Below are 17603 nucleotides of genomic sequence, written 5' to 3' on the forward strand. Positions count from 1 at the left end.
TCCGGGCGCGCGAAGGCCAGAGGGCCTGCTGACAGCGGGTGTCAGCAGGTGGCGGTTGGCGGTGGGAGGAGGTGGAGCCGGCGATTTCCTGGTTCTTGACGGCAACTCCACGGTGACGATCGCCGCCGCCGCCGGGTGGGCCTGCGTGCCTTGCGAGCGCCGCCCTCAGTACCCGCCCGCGTAGTCGCCGCCGAGCGGGACGGTGATCGCGCGGCCGTATTCCTGCATCACCGAGACCACCTCGGGCCGGGCGACGAGGGCGCGGCGGCGGGCGTCCAGCTCGGCGTCGCGCGGCGGAACGACGGGCGGGCGCGGGCCGTCGCGGAAGGCCTTCAGCGCGTCGCCGCGCAGGGCCGGGTCGCGCAGGCGGCGGATCATCAGCTCGGCGGCCTCGTCGTCGCGTCCGGTGCAGAGCAGGGCGCCGGACAGGGCGTAGGGATTGTCGCGCCAGCCCTTGCGCAGCTTGTCGAGCGCCTTGCGGGCGGCGGCTTCGTCGCCGAGCTGGTGATGGGCGCAGGCGCGCAGCTCGTCCATCCACATCAGGCCGAACGGCGAGGCGATCGAGGCGTCGGCGGCGTCTACGGCCTTGAGGGTCTCGGCCGGGCGGTCCAGGCCGAGCAGCAGGGCGGCGCGGGCGGTGTTCTGGGTCAGCTGGTCCTTGGCGACAGGCCTGGCCAGCAGGGCGTCCGCCTCGTCGAAGCGGCCGACCTCGCCGAGCACGGCGGCCTGGATGGCGACCAGCATCGGACCCGACAGCTCGACGTCGTCGAAGGCCTCGCCGGCCTGCAGGCGGTCCAGGATCGCGGCGCCGACCGCGATCGCCTCGTCCCGGCGGCCCAGCGAGCGCAGGTGGTCGACGCGATAGGCTGCGCGCTTGAGGTTGTCGGGCTCGCGCCGGGCCTGCTCCTCGGCCTTGGCCAGGGCGGTCTGCAGCACCTTGGTCCAGTCGAAGCGGCCGGCGGCCTCCAACTGCGGCCACAGCGGCGCGAAGCGGCGGTCCTGGGCCACGGCGAGCAGCACATGCGGGCTGCTGGCGCGGTCCAGCACGGCGCCGGCGCGGGTCATGTCGCCATCGTCGGCGGCCAGCTGGGCGCGGACCAGGGCCCAGTCGTTGTCGACCTGGTCGTGGCCGTCCTCGGTGGGCCAGTCCAGGCCGCGCAGCAGGTCGAGCGCCCGGGTGCGGGCGGCCGGATCGTCCTTCAGGTCCTCGACCGTCTGGCCGTACATGTCGGGCGGCAGGGCGGTGACCTGGCTGGCGTCGGCGGCCACGGCGCGCTCCAGCGCCGCAAGCTCGCCCTTGCCGTCGTTGCGCGAGGCCGCGTCGGCCAGCAGCACCATGTTGGCCGAGGCCAGGATCGGCGGGGGCGTGTCGTCGCGGTCGAGGCGGCGGGCGGCCGACACCGCGCGCGGGTCGTCGAAGGTGCGGCAGACGACGACGGCGTAGAGCACCGCGTCGCGGCGGAAGGCGTCCAGCGCGTCGAAGCCGCGCCGGGCCACCAGGGCGTCGACCTGGTCGCCGAGATCGGCCGGGCACTGCTCGGCGCCGTAGGAGGCCTCGACCGTGGGCAGGTCCATCATCCGGGCGATCACCGCGTCGGCGTCGCGCGCCAGGTCGGGGGCGCTGGCGGTCGGGGCGGCCAGCGCCGGCATGGCCGCCAGGGACAGCGCCGCGGCCACGGCGGCGAGTTCCAGTTTCACGGTCATGCAGAGTCCCCGGTCACAGGCGACTAAGACCACGCGGTCGCCCGCTCCGCAACGGCCGGCCTCGGAGAACGACTTTACGGGAGTCCTGGCGACGGCTTACAAGCTTGAGTAGTCGCGTTGGGGGGATGTGATGCGTTTTGCCTGGATCGTCCTGGTCGCGGCCCTGGCCGCCGGCGGCGCGAGCGTCGCCGCGCCCGCCGCCAATCCGTCCCTCAAGTCCATTATCCATGACGGCGGCGATCCGGACGCACGGCCCGACGTCATGCGGCTGGCCGCGCTGAAGATCGAGGTGGTGATCGTCGGCGGCCTGGCGCGCACCCAGGTCGAGGCGCGGTTCGCCAATCCCACCGACCAGGAGGTCGAGGCCGACTTCACCCTGGCCCTGCCGGCCGGGGCGGTGGTCGACGGCTATGCGCTGGATATCGACGAGGTGATGGTCGACGGGGTGCTGACCGGCAAGCGCCAGGCCCGCGAGGTCTATGAAGACCGGGTGCGGGCGGGCATCGACCCTGGCCTGGCCGAGGTGACCGAAGACGGCGGCTTCCACACGCAGGTCTATCCGGTGCCGAGGAACGGCGAGCGGACCATCCGGCTGTCCTACGCGGCGCCGCTGGCGGCGGACGGCGGTTTCGCCCTGCCGCTGGTCGCCGGCGAGCCCGTGGGCGAGGTCCAGGTCAAGGTGACGGTGCTGGGCGCGCAGGCTCGCCCCGTGGTGAGCGCGCCGGGGGGGCTGGTCCTGGCCTGGACGCAAGGGGCGGACGGCGACGTCGCCACGGGCTCGGCCAGGGATGTGCGGCTGGACGGCGCGCTGTCGGTGGGGGCCTGGCGTCCGGCCTCGCCGCTGGAGCTGAGCCGGCGGGCCGACGGCGAGCGGTTCTTCGAGCTGATCCTGCCCTACGACGCCAGGGCCGCCAGCGTGCGGGCGCTGCGGATCTACTGGGACCGGTCGCGTTCGCGCCGTGACGACGATCTGGCCGGCGAGATCGCCCTGCTGTCGCGCTATGTCGACGCCGTCCGGCCGGCCAGCGTCGAGCTGGTGACCTTCGCCAGCGACGCCCCGACCGTTCAGGCCCTGGCGGCGCCTACCGGCGAGGCCCTGGCTGCGGCCCTGGCGGCGGTGCGCTATGGCGGAGCCAGCACGCTGGGCCCGGCGCTGGCGGCGGGCAAGACGGCGGCCGACACCTGCGTCTTCGTTTCCGACGGCCGCATGACCCTGGGATCCTGGGCGGCCAGGCCGCCGGCCTGCCGGGTCTTTGCGCTGTCGAGCGCCGGGGACGCCGATCGCAACTTCCTGTCGACCCTGGCGGCCCGGGGCGGCGGCCAGCATGTCGACCTGGCGGCGATCGATGCGGGCGCGGGCCTGGCGCGGCTGACCAGCGCGGGCGCCCCGCCTTTCAAGCTGACCGCCGGAGGACGGCCGGCGGACTATCGCCTGATCGCCGGGCCGGCCGGTCGTTGGCACATCCTGGGCAAGGCGCCCAGGACGGGGCGACTGGTGTTCACTGGTCCCGACGGCGTCCGGCGCGCCTTCGCCCTGGCTGACTTGCCGGTACGGAACTTCCCCGGCGCGGGCGCCATCTGGGGGCGCGAGACGATCGCCGAACTGCTGGCCACCGACCGTCCCGACCGCGACCAGGCCCTGGCGCTGGCGCGGCGCTACAACGTGGCGAGCGGCGAGGCCAGCTTCGTGGTGATGGAAGACGCCTACGACTATGTGCAGGCCGGCGTCGCGCCGCCGCCCTCGGCGGGCGAGGAGATCGCCGCCGACTATCGCGAGGCCCTGGCCGAGCAGACGGCCGAAAAGGCCAGCTTCGCGGCCGACCGGCTGGAGACGATGATCGAGGCCTGGAACGAGCAGAAGCGCTGGTGGCGCAGCAAGCCGGGCGAGGACTTCGACGGGGAGGCCCGCGGGGGCTACGGCGGAGGCGGCGGCTTCGGGGGCGAAGGCCTCGATGAGATCGTCGTGACCGGCGTGCGCCATGAGCCGACCATCGCCATCCAGACCGCCGAGTGGAACCCCGACCGTCCCTATCTGAAGGCGCTGGCCGCGGCTCCGAGTCCGGCGGCCTGGGCCGAGCGGTTCGCGGCCCTGGAGGCCAGCGACGGCCAGGCTCCGGCCTTCTATTTCGACGTCGCCGAGCAGTCGTTCCGCGCCGGGCGGCGCGACCAGGCGGTGGCCGTGGCGCTGAACGCCCTGGAACTGCCGTCGGCGGGGGTGAAGACGTTGTCGGTGCTGGCCGACCGGATGACGCGCTATGGCGAGTTCGATCATGCGGTGTGGCTGTACGAGCGGATCCTGTTCCTGGATATCGACCGTCCGCAGCCGCGCCGCGACCTGGCGCTGGCGCTGATCGCGCGGGGCGAGGCGCGCAAGGGCAGGGCGCGCGAGGCCGACTGGCGCCGGGCGCTCGACCTGCTGAACGCGGTGATCGTCACCCCCTGGAGCGACGCCTACGACGGCGTGGAGTTGGTCGCGCTGATGGAGGCCAACGGCCTGGTCGCGCGCATGGCGGCGCTGGGCATGGAGCAGAACGTGCTCGACCGGCGGCTGACGGCGCGGCTCGACGTCGACCTCCGCGTGGTCATGGAGTGGAACACCGACAAGAGCGACATGGACCTGTGGGTCGACGAACCCACTGGCGAACGGGCGATGTACAGCAACGCCGCCACCGACATAGGCGGTCGGCTGTCGAACGACATGACCTCGGGCTACGGCCCGGAGGAGTACCTGCTGCGGCGCGCGCCGTCGGGCGACTATGTGGTCACCGGCGACGTCTTCGCGCCCGACCGCCTCGACCCCAACGGCCCCACGGTGGTGCGGGTGCGGCTCTACAGGAACTGGGGACGGCGCAACCAGGCCGAGGAGCGTTTCGAGATCGAGCTGCAGGCCGGCCAGACCGACGAGGCGGTGCTGGGTCGCTTCAAGGTCGACCGGGGCCGCTAGTCGCCGAGGCGAGCCAGGGTCAGCGGGTCGTCCTGTCCGCCGAAATACCGGGCCAGGGCGGCGCGAAAGCGCGGCTCGTCCGGCGAGGCGGCGGCGAACAGGGTGAGGCTGGAGCGCAGCTTCATGTCGTCGGGCGAGCCGAACACGGCGTGGGCGTCGTCGCCGGGCAGGGCGAGTATGGCCTCGACGCAGGCGATCAGGCGCGGCCCCAGCACCGGGTGGTCCAGATAGGCCCGGGCCTCGTCCAGCCCGGCGATCGCATAGAACTGCGCCGTCGGGCTGCGGCCAAGCCCCTCGACCTGCGGGAAGACGAACCACATCCAGTGCGTCCGCTTGCGCCCTTGCCGCAGTTCGGCGAGGGCGGCGTCGTAGGCACCGGCCTGGGCGTCGAGGAAGCGGGTCAGGTCGTGGGGCATGGCGCCCTGTCGGGGTGTGCGCAGGGTGAACGCCTAAGTCCTGAATTCAGTCGGCCGCCTTCGCCAGTTGCTGGGCCGCCCAGTCGATGAACACCCGCGTGCGGGGCGAGAGCTGGCGGTCGCGGGGCCAGAGGAGGTGGACGGGCGTAGGCGTCGGGGGATGGGCGGCCAGCACCTCGACCAGGGCGCCCGAGGCCAGGTGCTCCTGCGCGCGGTAGCGGGGGACCTGGATCAGGCCAAGGCCCAGCAGGCCCATGGCCAGGGAGCTTTCGGCGCTTGCGACCACGACCTCGGCGGGGACCTGGACCTGGCGGACGGCGCCGTTCTCGGTGACCTCCAGCGGATGCCAGCCGCCGTCGGGATGGGCGAAGCCGACCATGCGGTGGCGGGGCAGGTCGGCGGGAGAGGTCGGCGCGCCATGGCGCTCGACATAGGCCGGGGCCGCGCAGGTGACCTCGGGCAGCAGGGCCACGCGGCGGGCGGCCATCTGGCCGTCGGCCGGCGTCCCCAGGCGCAGCACGCAATCGACGCCCTCGGCGACCAGGTCGACCAGCCGGTCGCCCTCGGTCATGCGCAGGCGCAGCTCGGGATAGGCGGCCAGGAAGTCGGGCAGGCCGGGCAGCAGGAAGCGGCGGGCCAGGGCGCCCTGGACGTCGACGCGCAGCTCGCCGCGCGGGCTGGCGCGGTGGAAGGCGTTCTCGGTCTCGTCGAGCTCGTCCAGCAGCTTCAGGCAGCGGCGGTAATAGGCCTCGCCGTCGAGGGTGGGCGCCACCGCGCGGGTTGTACGCTGCAGCAGCCGCACGCCCAGCCGCGCCTCCAGCTGCTGCACGGCCTCGGTGGCGGTGGAGCGGGGCAGGGAGAGGTCGGCGGCGGCCTTGGTGAAGCTGCGGCGTTCGACGATGCGGGTAAAGAGGCGCATGGCCTCGAAGCGATCCACGGCGCGTGCTCCGATTATTCGGTTATGCGAATAGTGATGCCGATGATTGGGTGATTATTCAATCGCGGCGCTGGGCCATAGTCGCCTCATATCGTTCCCAAGCCCCAAGGAGGCCCCCATGACCACGACCCTCAAGACCGCCCTGGTGACCGGGGCCTCGGGCGGCATCGGCGCGGCCGTGGCGCGGCGCCTGGCGGCCGATGGCTTCGCGGTGGTCGTCCACTACGGCGGCCGGGCCCTGCCGGCGGAGACGCTGGTCGCCGAGATCGAGGCCGCCGGCGGCAAGGCGATCGCCGCCCAGGCCGACGTGGCCGATCCCGCCGCGGCGGCGGCGATGTTCGCGGCCGGCGAGGCGGCGTTCGGCGGGATCGACGTGGTGGTCGCCAACGCCGGGGTCCTGGATCTGGCCCCGGTCGCGGAAATGTCGGACGAGGCCTTCGACCGCACCATCGCCGTCAACCTGAAAGGCGCGTTCAACGTGCTGCGTGAGGCGGCGCGGCGGGTGCGGACCGGCGGCCGGATCGTCAGCCTCTCGACCAGCGTGGTCGGCATGCTGCTGCCGTCGTACGGCGCCTATGCGGCCTCGAAGGCAGCGGTGGAGACCCTGACCCAGATCCTGGCCAAGGAGCTGCGCGGCCGCGAGATCACCGCCAACGTCGTCTCGCCCGGCCCGACGGCGACGCCGCTGTTCTTCGAGGGCAAGTCGCCCGAACTGATCGAGCGCCTGGCCAAGGCCCCGCCGCTGGAGCGCCTGGGCACGCCGGAAGACATCGCCGGCGTCATCGCGTTCCTGGCCGGTCCCGACGGGACCTGGGTCAACGGCCAGGTGCTGCGGGCCAACGGCGGGATCGTCTGAGCCGCCGCGCGTCACGCTGGACTCAGAATGAAAAGGGAAGGGGGCGCGGCCGACGGCTGCGCCCCTTTTTTATTACGAACAATTCAGAGAACGGCGGTTGACCCAAAAACATACTGTGTGACATACAGTGTGTATCGCACACTATGTGCTGCACACCATGTGACGCACACCAAAACGGGCACGCCAATGCCGACAGACACGGACATCTTCGAATCCCTCCGCCAGGAGCTGCGTCGCGGGACGCTGATCCTGGCCGTGCTCGCCCAGCTGAAGGTCGAGCGCTACGGCTACAGCCTGCGCCAGGCCCTGGCGGAGGTGGGGCTGGAGATCGACGAAGGCGCGCTCTACCCGATGCTGCGCCGGCTCGAGGGCCAAGGCCTGCTGACGTCCGAATGGCGCGAGGAGGAGAAGCGCAAGAAGCGCTTCTACCGCCTCTCCACCGAGGGCGAGACCGTCCTCGAACGCCTGGCCGCCGAGTGGCGCGCCATCAACGACACCCTGCAAAATCTGATCTGAGGGGACTGGATCATGGACCTGCTCGACCGCTATCTCGGCGCCGTCGCCGCCCTTTTGCCCAAGGCCCAGCGCGAGGACATCGTCGCTGAACTGCGCGACCTGCTGCTCAACCGCATCGAGGAGAAGGAGGAGGCCCTGGGCCGCCCCCTGACCGACAAGGAGCGCGAGGCCGTGCTCAAGGACTTCGGCCATCCGCTGGCCGTGGCCGGCCGCTACGGTCCGCAGCGCAGCCTGATCGGTCCGACGCTCTATCCGTTCTACATCTTCGCCCTGAAGATCGCCCTGGCGGTCGCCGCCGCGATCTCGATCATCCCGGCGCTGGCGGCCGGCCTGCTGGGCCACGACAACCCCGCCCGGCTGGTGGCCAACGCCCTGTTCGACCACTTCCCGAGCTCGGCCCTGATGCTGGGCGGCCTGGTCACCCTGGTGGCCGCCGGCATCGAGCGCGGCTGGACGCCGCTGACGGGCCTGACCGAATGGAAGGTCAGCGACCTGCCCGTGCCGAACAGGAAGAAGGGCCTGTTCGAGACCCGCTTCAACGCGCTGTTCGAGGCGGTGGTGGTGGCGCTGTTCATCCTGTGGTGGACGGGCCTGTGGAAGGTGGACGTGGGGGACCTGACCGTGAAGGGCGCCGTCGTGCTGAAGCCGTCGGCGATCTGGCAGACCCTTTACTGGCCGATCCTGGCCTGGTCGGCGGTGCAGCTGGTCTCGGCGCTGGTCACCCTGGTCCAGCCGGGCCGGGTTCGGCTGCGGGCGGTGTTCGAGCTGGCCGTGGGCGCGGGCGGCATGGCCATGACCACGATCCTGTGGAAGTCGCTGCCGCTGTTCACCCTGGAGCCGCTGACCGCCTCGGGCGCCGACACCGCCCGTCTGGAGCATGTGATCGGCCTGGGCTTTCACGTGACGATGCTGGTCGCAGCGATCACCTTCGCCTGCCAGATCGGCGCGGCCGCCTGGCGGTTCTACAAGGGGGCGCGCTAAAGGGGGGCGCCAGGCGCGCTCTCCAGGCCAGAAGCGGTGCGGGGCGGATTTTTCCACGGTCGAATGACACGGAATTAATCCGTCTCCGGTTGCCCCGCCCGCCGGGGACATTTACGCCTTCGCTCCAGCCTTTCCGGCGCGGACTAACGCGCCGGAATTCATGTCAGGGCCCGACCGGAGGGGGAGGGCTCGAGGGAAGGGGACTTTCTCTTGCAAAACCGCCGCGAACTCCTGCTGTCGACCGTGGCCGCAGGCCTGGCCGCCGCCGCCGCCCCGTCGCTGGGCTTCGCCCAGCCGGCGGCCGCCTCCGCCTCTGGCGAAGCCGCCAAGATGAACGCGTTCTTCGACGCGGCCATGGCCAAGCTGATGCGCCAGGCGCCGGAGCTGACCACCAGCCTTGGCCTCGACAAGGACGACCTGGCCTGGACCAAGGGCCTGCTGAGCGACCGCTCGTTCGAGGCGATCGCCGCGGGCGCAGCCCAGACGACCGCCCAGCTGGCCGAGCTGCGCGGCATCGACCGCAAGCAGCTGACCGGCATGGACGCCGTCAACTACGACACCGTCGAGTTCACCCTGGCGGTGCAGGACGAAGGCAACCGCAAGTTCACCTACGCCGGCGGCGGCTCGGGCGCGCCCTACGTGCTGAGCCAGCTGACGGGCAGCTACCAGCAGATGCCCGACTTCCTCGACACGCAGCACAGCATCGAGACCAAGGCCGACGCCGACGCCTACCTGCAGCGCATGGAGGGCTTCGCCCGCCTGATGGATCAGGAGACCCTGATCGCCAAGCGCGACTATGCCGACGGCGTGATCCCGCCCGACTTCGTCATCGACAAGGCCCTCATCCAGATGAAGGCCTTTGCCGACACCCCGACGGCCGACACCACCCTGGTCAAGTCGATCGCCCGCCGGACCAAGGAAAAGAACATCGCCGGCGACTGGGCCGCCGAAGCCAGCAAGGTCTACGAGAACTCGGTGCTGCCGGCCCTCAAGCGCCAGATCGCGCTGCTGGAGAGCGTGCGCCCGAAGGCCAACCACGACGCCGGCGTGTGGCGCCTGAAGGACGGCGGCGACTACTACGCCGTGTCGCTGAAGAACTACACGACCTCGACCATGGGTCCCGAAGAGATCCACCAGCTGGGCCTGGATCTGGTGAAGTCGATCTCGGCCGAGGCCGACAAGCTGTTCAAGTCGATCGGCATGAGCAAGGGCACGGTCGGCGAGCGCATGGCGCAGCTGGGCAAGGACATCTACGAGAACACCGACCCGGCCAAGGAACAGCTGATCGCTGACCTCAACACCAAGGCCAAGTGGATCGAAAAGCAGCTGCCGGCCTATTTCGGCCAGCTGCCCAAGGCCCCGCTGGAAATCCGCCGCGTGCCCAAGGCCATCGAGGCCGGCGCGCCGGGCGGCTACTACAATTCGCCCTCGCTCGACGGCAAGCGCCCGGGGATCTACTGGATCAACCTGCGCGACACCGCCGAGCAGGCCAAATACACCCTGACCACGCTTACGGTGCACGAAGGCGTCCCGGGCCACCACCTGCAGCTGTCGCTGTCGAACGAAGCCCAGGGCCTGCCGCTGATCCGCAAGGTCATCGGCTTCTCGGGCTACGCCGAGGGCTGGGCGCTCTACTCCGAAGAGCTGGCCGTCGAGATGGGCATCTACAAGGGCGACCCGCGCGGCCACATCGGCATGCTGCACGACGCCCTGTTCCGGGCCGTGCGCCTCGTGGTCGACAGCGGTATGCACTACAAGAAGTGGACCCGCGAACAGGCCGTCAAGTACATGGCCGAGACCATGGGCGACGAGGAAAGCGGCACGATCACCGAGATCGAACGCTACGTCGTGTGGCCGGGCCAGGCCTGCTCGTACATGCTGGGCAAGATCACCTGGCTGCGCGCCCGCGAGCGCGCCAAGAAGGCCCTGGGCAAGAAGTTCGACATCAAGAAGTTCCACGACGCGGGCCTGCTGTCGGGCATGACCCCGCTGACCGTGCTGGACCGCGTGGTCGACGACTACATCGCCGCGACGAAGGCGGGGAAGTAGGGCTGGGCTTCGAGTTCGACTTGGAAGCGGGGGAGCGTTCGAAAGGGCGCTCCCCCATTTTCGTTCGGACTCGGCGCTTTTGGGCGTCGTTAGCCGCCAATACTCGGAAACTTGACCTTATTGCGAGAGTATTGAAATCATCGCCACCATAGCGAGTGATTCTCAAGTGGTTAGGCGGCAAGATGACTGGGCTGAGGACCTACAACAAAAGACGGAAGCGCAAGCTGCTGAAGCAGAAGGGGACGCGCGCCCTACGTCCGCTCGCGGACCTGAAAAGGCCGAAGAACCTGCCCCTGCCGTCGGGCCCGAAGCGTCCGCAGAAGCCCAAGATCAAGGAAGCCCTCAAGGTGAAGCAGGGCGCCTCGGTGGCCGGGTCCTCTGGGGCCTCCGACCCGAAGACCGCGGGCTGAAACCAGCTCGGCCGACGCCTCTTCAGGCCAAGTTAACCATCTGGTGGACACTCTAGGCTCACCAAACTTGGCTTACCTTTCCTTGCGACGCGCATTATGTAGTTCGAGGAACGACCATGGCCACCGTCACGACCAGAAGTCAGCAGACCAAGATCGGCGCCGCCGTCCGGCGGGTCGGCGGCGTGGACCGCTTCATGGCCCTTGCCCAGGCCAAGCGCGAATTGGCGCGAAAAGCCAAGCAAGGCGAAGCCGTCGAAATACACAAAGAGACCGATGGCGACTGGGTCGTGCGATCGACTCGTCGGCTGCGCCGGGGTCAGATCATCGGGAAGATACAGGCCACGACGCCGGAATAAGGCTTCGCGCCTGTGAACCTCACCCTCTCCCTGCTGGCGGGCTTGCTGCTGCTGCTGCCTGGCATAGGCGCCGTGGCGGCCTGGAACCACGGGGGTGAGGCCGCGCGGCGACAGGAACTTCAGCTAACCTCGCTTACGGCACTGTTCGCGGTGTTGGCGTTGTCGCTGCTGTCCCATCTCTTCAGCTACGGCGCGATCCTGGTGCTGCGCGAGTCGTTGGTCGAGGTCGGTGAGATCTTGTCCCGGAGCTACGGACCGGTTTTCGACGATCCCTATGTCGCGGCCTTTCAGTTCGCTCTGCCACGAACGCCGGCCGGTCCGGCCGCGACCGAGCCCGCGGCGGCGCTGGCCAGCCTGGCCGTCTTTCTGATCGTCGTCCTTCTCCAGTCGGCCTTCATCTTCTTCCTGGTGCGTAACCCGGGCCTCGACGTCGTGTTCGAGCAGTTCGACCTGAGGGGCCAAGGGTGGGCCTTCCAGAGGATCGTCCGTCCTGGCCGCCATGGGTTCGTGCCCTACGCCCGGGTTTTCACCAACCTGACGTCGGGCGATTTGGGCGTCGGTTTCGAGGGCGTGATCGCTGATCTCCGGCAAGGCGCGGATGGGGAGATCAAGAGCATCTTTCTCGCCGAGTGCCGCCGGTTCCTTTACGCGTTCAAGGCCGGCAAGCCCGCGCGCTGGTTCAGTTCCGGCAAGGCCGCGGCATTCGCCGTGCATGATGAAGAGGATGGTGAGGTCGAAGGAGGCGTGGCCCTGGACGCCAGCGCCATCCGGCACGTGGTTCTGCTGCATTTGGACGAGCAGGACGCCGACGACGTTCTCGATGAAGGGGCGGATGTCGAGGCCGGCCCCGACGGCTCCGAGCAAAAGACCGCATAGTCATGGACCCGATCCTGCCGGCTGCCACGATCGTTCTCTGCCTGACCTTGGCCATCACCGTCGCCTGGTTTGTCGATCTCTTCTGGATGATCTGGATGCGTGGCAGCGTCCTTGTGGCGTTCTGCCTGGTCGCCTGCCTTTTTGGAGGCCTGACTTTTACGTTCCAGGGTTCGCTGGCGCTTGCCCTTACGGCCGGCTTCGTCGGGGCGGTCCTGGTTCTCCGTCCCGGGGTGGATCTTGTCTATTGGCTCTACGACATGTCGCGACTGCGCATCGCCCTGCAGCAACCCCTGGAATGGGCGCCTGAGCCAGGCAACTTGCTCCGCTTTCGATTGCGCCGCCTGCTCGCCATCGAAGAGGTCGAGACGGAGCTGGAGAACAAGGAGCGACTAGCGAGCGGCCTTGAGCCGGTGTGGGGTTACTTCCGCGAGCGCATGAGGCTGCGGCAGGAGATAATCTATCGGGCCCAGCTTGAGCCCGACGACGGCTAGGCTCCAGCGGCCGTGGTCGATGGGCCTTGGCCCCAAAGAAAGGGCGCCAGCCTTTCGGCCGGCGCCCCAACTTCCTGAGCTAGATCCCCGCCCTCACCGCAGATCGAACCGATCTGCGTTCATCACCTTGGTCCAGGCCGCCACAAAGTCGGTGACGAACTTGTCCTGGGCGTCGGAGGAGCCGTAGACCTCGGCGAGGGCGCGGAGTTCGGCGTGGGAGCCGAAGATCAGGTCGACGCGGGTGGCGGTCCAGCGGGGGTCGCCGCCGGCGCGGGGGGCGCCGGCGAAGGCGTTGACGGCCGTCGGGTTCCAGGTCGTGCCCATGTCGAGCAGGTTGACGAAGAAGTCGTTGCTCAGCACGCCCGGATGCTCGGTGAACACCCCGGCCTTGGAGCCTCCGGCATTGGCGCCCAGCACCCGCAGGCCGCCGACCAGGACGGTCATCTCGGGAGCGGACAGCCGCAGCAGTTGGGCGCGGTCGACCAGGGCCTCCTCGGGGGCCATGAACTGGGTCCCCTCGCGGCGGTAGTTGCGGAAGCCGTCCGACAGCGGCTCCAGCGGGGCGAAGGAGTCGGCGTCGGTCTGTTCGGCCGAGGCGTCGGTCCGGCCGGGGACGAAGGGCACGGTGATCCGCGAGCCCGCCGCCTTGGCGCCCTCCTCGACGCCCACCGCGCCGCCCAGCACGATCAGGTCGGCCAGCGAGATCTTCTTGCCGCCCTCGGCCGCGCCGTCGAACGTCGCCTTGATCCCTTCGAGCACGCCCAGCACCTTGGCCAGGGTGGGCGGGTCGTTGACCTCCCAGTCCTTCTGGGGGGCAAGGCGGATGCGGGCGCCGTTGGCGCCGCCGCGCTTGTCCGAGCCCCGCCAGGTCGAGGCCGAGGCCCAGGCTGTCGAGACCAGCTCGGCGACCGACAGGTCCGAGGCCAGGATCTGGCGCTTCAGCTCGGCGATGTCGGCGGCGTCGACCAGCGGGTGGTCGACCTCGGGGATCGGATCCTGCCAGATCAGGGTCTCGTCCGGCACGAGCGGGCCGAGGTAGCGCTGCTTGGGGCCCATGTCGCGGTGGGTCAGCTTGAACCAGGCGCGGGCGAACGCGTCGGCGAACTGGTCGGGGTTCTCCAGGAACCGGCGCGAGATCTTCTCGTACTCGGGGTCGAAGCGCAGGGCCAGGTCCGTGGTCAGCATCCGCGGTACGTGCGTCTTGGATGCGTCATAGGCGTCGGGGATGTCGGCCGGGGCGTCCTTGGCCCGCCACTGCTTGGCGCCGGCGGGGCTTTCGTGCAGCTCCCATTCGAACTTGAAGAGGTTCTCGAAGAAGAGGTTGCTCCATCTGGTCGGGGTCTGGGTCCAGATCACTTCCGGGCCGCCGGTGATGGCGTCGGCCCCGATGCCCGTGCCGTGCTTGCTGGACCAGCCCAGGCCTTGGGCCTCGATCTCGCCGCCCTCGGGCTCGACGCCGACGAAGGACGGGTCGCCCGCGCCGTGGGTCTTGCCGAAGCTGTGGCCGCCGGCGATCAGGGCGACGGTCTCCTCGTCGTTCATGGCCATGCGGGCGAAGGTGTCGCGGATGTCGCGCGCGGCGGCTTTCGGGTCGGGATTGCCGTTGGGGCCCTCCGGATTGACGTAGATCAGGCCCATCTGCACCGCGCCAAGGGCCGGATGCAGCTGGCGCTCGCCGCTGTAGCGCTCGTCGCCGAGCCAGCTGCCTTCAGGGCCCCAGTAGAGTTCCTCGGGCTCCCACTGGTCGGCGCGGCCGCCGCCGAAGCCGAAGGTCTTGAAACCCATGGACTCCAGGGCGACGTTGCCGACCAGCACATAGAGGTCGGCCCAGGACAGCTTGGCGCCGTACTTCTGCTTGATCGGCCACAGCAGGCGGCGGGCCTTGTCGAGATTGGCGTTGTCGGGCCAGCTGTTGAGCGGGGCGAAGCGCTGCTGGCCGCCGCCCGCGCCGCCGCGGCCGTCGCTGGTGCGATAGGTGCCGGCGCTATGCCAGGCCAGGCGGATGAAGAGGCCGCCGTAGTGGCCGAAGTCGGCGGGCCACCAGTCCTGGCTGTCGGTCATCAGGGCGTGGAGGTCGGCGATCACCGCGTTGAGGTCGAGGCTCCGAAACGCCTCGGCGTAGTTGAAGCTCGCGCCCAGCGGATTGGAGCGCGGATTATGCTGGTTCAGGCTTTCGAGGCTGAGCTTTTGAGGCCACCAGTCGCGGTTTGCTCGTCCGCGGCCATGGCCCACCGGGCACTGGCCCTGCGCGTTAGGATCGACGTTCCCATCCATTGTCGGCTTCCTCCGGTTGGCTTGTTGCGTTCGCCATTTCCCCCGTCGGGCCTAGTCAACGCGTCCTTGCCGCCATTGGTACAATTGATTGTTCCTATCGCTTCGATAGACGCAGCCAACCTACTAGGCGGCGGTGGCGGCCGTACTCTCCGTGTACCCGCGCAAACGGCGGGCGATGACCTCGCCGACGGCCTCGGCGGCGGGGCGCTGGGGATAGTGGGCGCGCCAGACGATGCGGATGGTGCGGCCGGTCCAGGTGGTGAGGGGGCGCAGCACGATGCCGGCGTCCTGCGCCGCTCCGGCCGCCAGGCCCGGGATCAGGGTGGTGCCATAGCCGGCGGCGACCATGTTCAGCAGGGTCGTCAGGCTGGAGGCGCGCAGGGCCGCGCCGAGCGCCGTGGTCTGGCCGCAGGCCTCAAGCGCCTGGTCGCGCAGGCAGTGGCCGTCGGAGAGAACAAGGATGTCGCGGGCGAGGTCCGTCTCGGCCACGGCCTCGCGCGCGGCCAGGGGGTGCTCTGGCGGCAGGGCGGCCAGGAACGGCTCGGCGAACAGCGGCACGCCCATCAGGTCGGGCGCGGTCTCGTCGGTGGCCAGCAGCACCGCGTCGAGTTCGTGGGCGCGCAGGCGTTCCAGCAGGGCGGCGGTCTGGTCCTCCCAGGGCTCCAGCTCCAGCGACGGCAGGGCCTCGCGCAGCGGACCGAAGACGAGCGGCAGCAGGTAGGGGGCGAGGGTGGGGATGACGCCCAGGCGGAAGCGGCCGGCCAGCGGATCGCGCAGGCTGCGGGCGGTGGCCAGCACGCCCTCGGCCGCCGTCACCGCCGCGCGGGCGTGGTCGAGCAGCTGGCGGCAGGCGGCGGTGGGGGCGGCGACCTTGCCGCCGCGTTCGAAGAGGACGACGCCCAGCACGTCCTCGAGCTTGCGGATCTGCACCGACAGGGTGGGCTGGCTGACGCCGCAGGCGCGGGCGGCGCGGCCGAAGTGCTCGTGCTCGGCCACGGCCAGCAGGTAGCGGAGGTCTCGCAGGTTCATGGCCGGGTCTCGATAGGTGACGCCTATCGATATCATTGATCTTTGGCGCTTCTATTCAAGGCCCGCCTGCGCGAAGGTTCGCGTGAGGCGGGACAGGCCGTGGCGCTCGAACGACCCCGGCCGTCCTTGCCGCCCGGGAGGACGCCTGGATGCCTCATGCCGTGGACGCCGTCCTGCAGGACGAGCTGCGTCGCGCGGGCCTGCCGTTTCGCGGGCCGACCGCGCGGCTGCTGGCGCTGTTGCGCCAGTCCGAGGAAACGCACCTGACGGCGCACGAGATCGCCGAGCTGGCCGCCGAGGCCGGCCTGGCCCTGCCGCCGGCCGAGATCGCCCGCCAGGTCGAGGCCTTCGCCGACCACGGCCTCCTGGGACGGCTGCCGACCACCACGGCCGAGCCGGTGTTCGACACCCAGCCGGAGCCGCACTTTCACCTGATCTACGAGGAGACGGCGCGGATCGTCGACCTGCACGTCTCGCCCGAGACCCTGCTGGCCATGCTGCGCGACGCCCTGGCCAGGCGCCCCGGCGAGGTGGAGGTGGTGGTCGTCATGCGCCGCGCGGGCGGGAGCGGGGGATAAACCAGCGTATGGGTGTCGGCGGCGGGGCGCGTGGTCTAATCCAGTCCTCGTCAGCGTCCATGTTCCGGGCGTGTTTAGAGCAAACGCCATGTCCCGCCGGCGCGCCATCGCCGTCATCGACGACGACGCCCTAGTCCGTTCCGGCCTCGCGCGGCTGATCCGCTCGTTCGGGCTGGAGGTCGGGGTCTTCGGCTCGGCGGCCAGCTTCCTGGCCTCGGGCGTGGAGGCCTGGGGCTGCGTGGTCACCGACATCCACATGCCGGAGATCTCGGGCCTCGACCTGCTGCGCCGCCTGCAGGCCAGCCATCCGGACCTGCCGGTGGTGGTGGTCACGGCCTTTCCGGACATGCGCGACCAGGCCATGGCGGCCGGCGCGCGCGATTTCCTCGAAAAGCCCTGTGCGCCCGACCGGATCGAGGCGACCTTGAAGCGGATGCTAGGCGAGGTTTGAAGGCCGGGGCGTGAGGCGCGGGGGCGCGTCGGAAGTGGAAGGGGTGATGGGGATGCCGGGCAAGGCCGAGAGCGCGATCGACGAGACGGTGCAGACCGTGCTGGTCGTCGACGACAACGAGATGTTCCGCGGCTCGATGGACAGGCTGTTCCGGTCGGTGGGCCTGCGCACGGCGCTCTACGGTTCGGCTCAGGCGCTGCTGGACGCGGCCCTGCCCGACACCCCGTGCTGCATACTGGTGGACGTGCGCATGCCCAAGATGAGCGGCCTCGACCTGCAGGAGACCCTGGCGGCGCGAGGCGTGCGGGCGCCGGTGATCGTCATGACCGGTCATGCCGACGTGCCGATGACGGTGCGGGCGATGAAGGCCGGCGCCGTCGACTTCCTGGCCAAGCCGTTCCGCGACCAGGACATGATCGACGCCGTCACCGCCGCCCTGGCCAAGGACGGCAAGCGCCGCGCCCTGGCCCGCGACGTCGCGCAGGTGAAGGCCCGCTTCGACGCCCTGACCCCGCGCGAGCAGCAGGTCATGACCCTGGTCACCGCCGGCCTGCTGAACAAGCAGGTGGCCGGGGAGCTCGGCTTGCAGGAGATCACCGTCAAGCTGCACCGCGGCAGCCTGATGAAGAAGATGCGCGCCGGCTCCTTCGCCGAACTGGTGCGCATGGCCGAAGCCCTGGAGCGCGACCGGGCGGGGTAGGAGGCCGGCCCAATCCTCACGTGCTCGAGGTGGTG

17 protein-coding genes are annotated in these 17603 nt (G+C 70.1%); 12 read left to right on the forward strand and 5 right to left on the reverse strand.

The annotated features are described in order from the left end of the window. Positions 1 to 165: 165 nt before the first annotated feature. Entirely contained in the window at positions 166 to 1704 is a 1539-nt protein-coding gene (locus tag DDF67_RS10935; RefSeq protein ID WP_109100928.1) for a hypothetical protein, read from the reverse strand. A 130-nt stretch (positions 1705 to 1834) separates the two neighbouring features. Here DDF67_RS10935 and DDF67_RS10940 point away from each other — a divergent pair, with 130 nt between their 5' ends. Next, positions 1835 to 4648, forward strand: coding sequence for a VIT domain-containing protein (locus tag DDF67_RS10940; RefSeq protein WP_109100929.1), 2814 nt, complete (start codon positions 1835 to 1837; stop codon positions 4646 to 4648). On the opposite strand, the gene DDF67_RS10945 is transcribed toward DDF67_RS10940, so the two are convergent. Both DDF67_RS10945 and DDF67_RS10950 read right to left on the reverse strand, forming a co-directional pair. After that, on the reverse strand, positions 4645 to 5064 hold the full coding sequence (locus tag DDF67_RS10945) for a DUF1810 domain-containing protein (protein WP_109100930.1): 420 nt from the start codon (positions 5062 to 5064) through the stop codon (positions 4645 to 4647). The two genes, DDF67_RS10940 and DDF67_RS10945, sit on opposite strands and share 4 nt — an antisense overlap. A gap of 46 nt (positions 5065 to 5110) precedes the next feature. Beyond that, positions 5111 to 6001: a LysR family transcriptional regulator gene (locus DDF67_RS10950; protein WP_109100931.1), complete on the reverse strand. Its 891-nt coding sequence runs from the start codon at positions 5999 to 6001 to the stop codon at positions 5111 to 5113. A 118-nt stretch (positions 6002 to 6119) separates the two neighbouring features. On the opposite strand from DDF67_RS10950, the gene DDF67_RS10955 reads away from it, so the two are divergent. From DDF67_RS10955 to DDF67_RS10990, 8 genes are all read left to right on the forward strand, one after another. Further along, positions 6120 to 6857, forward strand: coding sequence for an SDR family oxidoreductase (locus DDF67_RS10955; RefSeq protein WP_109100932.1), 738 nt, complete (start codon positions 6120 to 6122; stop codon positions 6855 to 6857). A gap of 186 nt (positions 6858 to 7043) precedes the next feature. Beyond that, positions 7044 to 7373 carry a PadR family transcriptional regulator gene (locus DDF67_RS10960; RefSeq protein WP_101711469.1) on the forward strand — a complete coding sequence of 110 codons (330 nt, stop codon included), beginning with the start codon at positions 7044 to 7046 and terminating at the stop codon, positions 7371 to 7373. Between the two features lie 12 nt (positions 7374 to 7385). Then, positions 7386 to 8354 (forward strand): hypothetical protein, encoded by a 969-nt coding sequence (locus tag DDF67_RS10965; RefSeq protein WP_109100933.1) that lies wholly within the window; start codon positions 7386 to 7388, stop codon positions 8352 to 8354. A gap of 210 nt (positions 8355 to 8564) precedes the next feature. Then, on the forward strand, positions 8565 to 10403 hold the full coding sequence (locus DDF67_RS10970) for a DUF885 domain-containing protein (protein WP_109100934.1): 1839 nt from the start codon (positions 8565 to 8567) through the stop codon (positions 10401 to 10403). Positions 10404 to 10558: 155 nt separating this feature from the next. Continuing rightward, positions 10559 to 10813 carry a hypothetical protein gene (locus DDF67_RS10975; RefSeq protein WP_146198015.1) on the forward strand — a complete coding sequence of 85 codons (255 nt, stop codon included), beginning with the start codon at positions 10559 to 10561 and terminating at the stop codon, positions 10811 to 10813. A gap of 116 nt (positions 10814 to 10929) precedes the next feature. Further along, positions 10930 to 11169 (forward strand): hypothetical protein, encoded by a 240-nt coding sequence (locus DDF67_RS10980; RefSeq protein ID WP_109100936.1) that lies wholly within the window; start codon positions 10930 to 10932, stop codon positions 11167 to 11169. A gap of 12 nt (positions 11170 to 11181) precedes the next feature. Beyond that, the gene (locus DDF67_RS10985) at positions 11182 to 12045 is read left to right on the forward strand and encodes a hypothetical protein (protein WP_109100937.1); all 864 of its coding nucleotides are present in this window, start codon (positions 11182 to 11184) and stop codon (positions 12043 to 12045) included. Between the two features lie 2 nt (positions 12046 to 12047). Then, entirely contained in the window at positions 12048 to 12536 is a 489-nt protein-coding gene (locus DDF67_RS10990) for a hypothetical protein (protein ID WP_109100938.1), read from the forward strand. Between the two features lie 93 nt (positions 12537 to 12629). Here DDF67_RS10990 and katG read toward each other — a convergent pair whose 3' ends face one another. After that, complete coding sequence (gene katG, locus DDF67_RS10995; protein ID WP_109100939.1) at positions 12630 to 14810, reverse strand: catalase/peroxidase HPI; 2181 nt, start codon at positions 14808 to 14810, stop codon at positions 12630 to 12632. Between the two features lie 123 nt (positions 14811 to 14933). Further along, positions 14934 to 15839 carry a LysR substrate-binding domain-containing protein gene (locus DDF67_RS11000; RefSeq protein ID WP_109100940.1) on the reverse strand — a complete coding sequence of 302 codons (906 nt, stop codon included), beginning with the start codon at positions 15837 to 15839 and terminating at the stop codon, positions 14934 to 14936. 149 nt (positions 15840 to 15988) lie between these two features. On the opposite strand from DDF67_RS11000, the gene DDF67_RS11005 reads away from it, so the two are divergent. The 3 genes from DDF67_RS11005 to DDF67_RS11015 all read left to right on the forward strand — a co-directional run bounded on the left by DDF67_RS11005 (position 15989) and on the right by DDF67_RS11015 (position 17568). Beyond that, a complete protein-coding gene (locus DDF67_RS11005; RefSeq protein WP_109100941.1) occupies positions 15989 to 16417 on the forward strand; it encodes a transcriptional repressor in 429 nt (142 codons plus the stop codon). An 88-nt stretch (positions 16418 to 16505) separates the two neighbouring features. Further along, positions 16506 to 16868 (forward strand): response regulator transcription factor, encoded by a 363-nt coding sequence (locus DDF67_RS11010; RefSeq protein WP_109100942.1) that lies wholly within the window; start codon positions 16506 to 16508, stop codon positions 16866 to 16868. Positions 16869 to 16920: 52 nt separating this feature from the next. Then, the gene (locus DDF67_RS11015) at positions 16921 to 17568 is read left to right on the forward strand and encodes a response regulator transcription factor (RefSeq protein ID WP_199229207.1); all 648 of its coding nucleotides are present in this window, start codon (positions 16921 to 16923) and stop codon (positions 17566 to 17568) included. The last annotated feature ends 35 nt before the right edge of the window (positions 17569 to 17603 follow it).

Source organism: Caulobacter endophyticus (assembly GCF_003116815.1).
GTDB lineage: Bacteria > Pseudomonadota > Alphaproteobacteria > Caulobacterales > Caulobacteraceae > Caulobacter > Caulobacter endophyticus.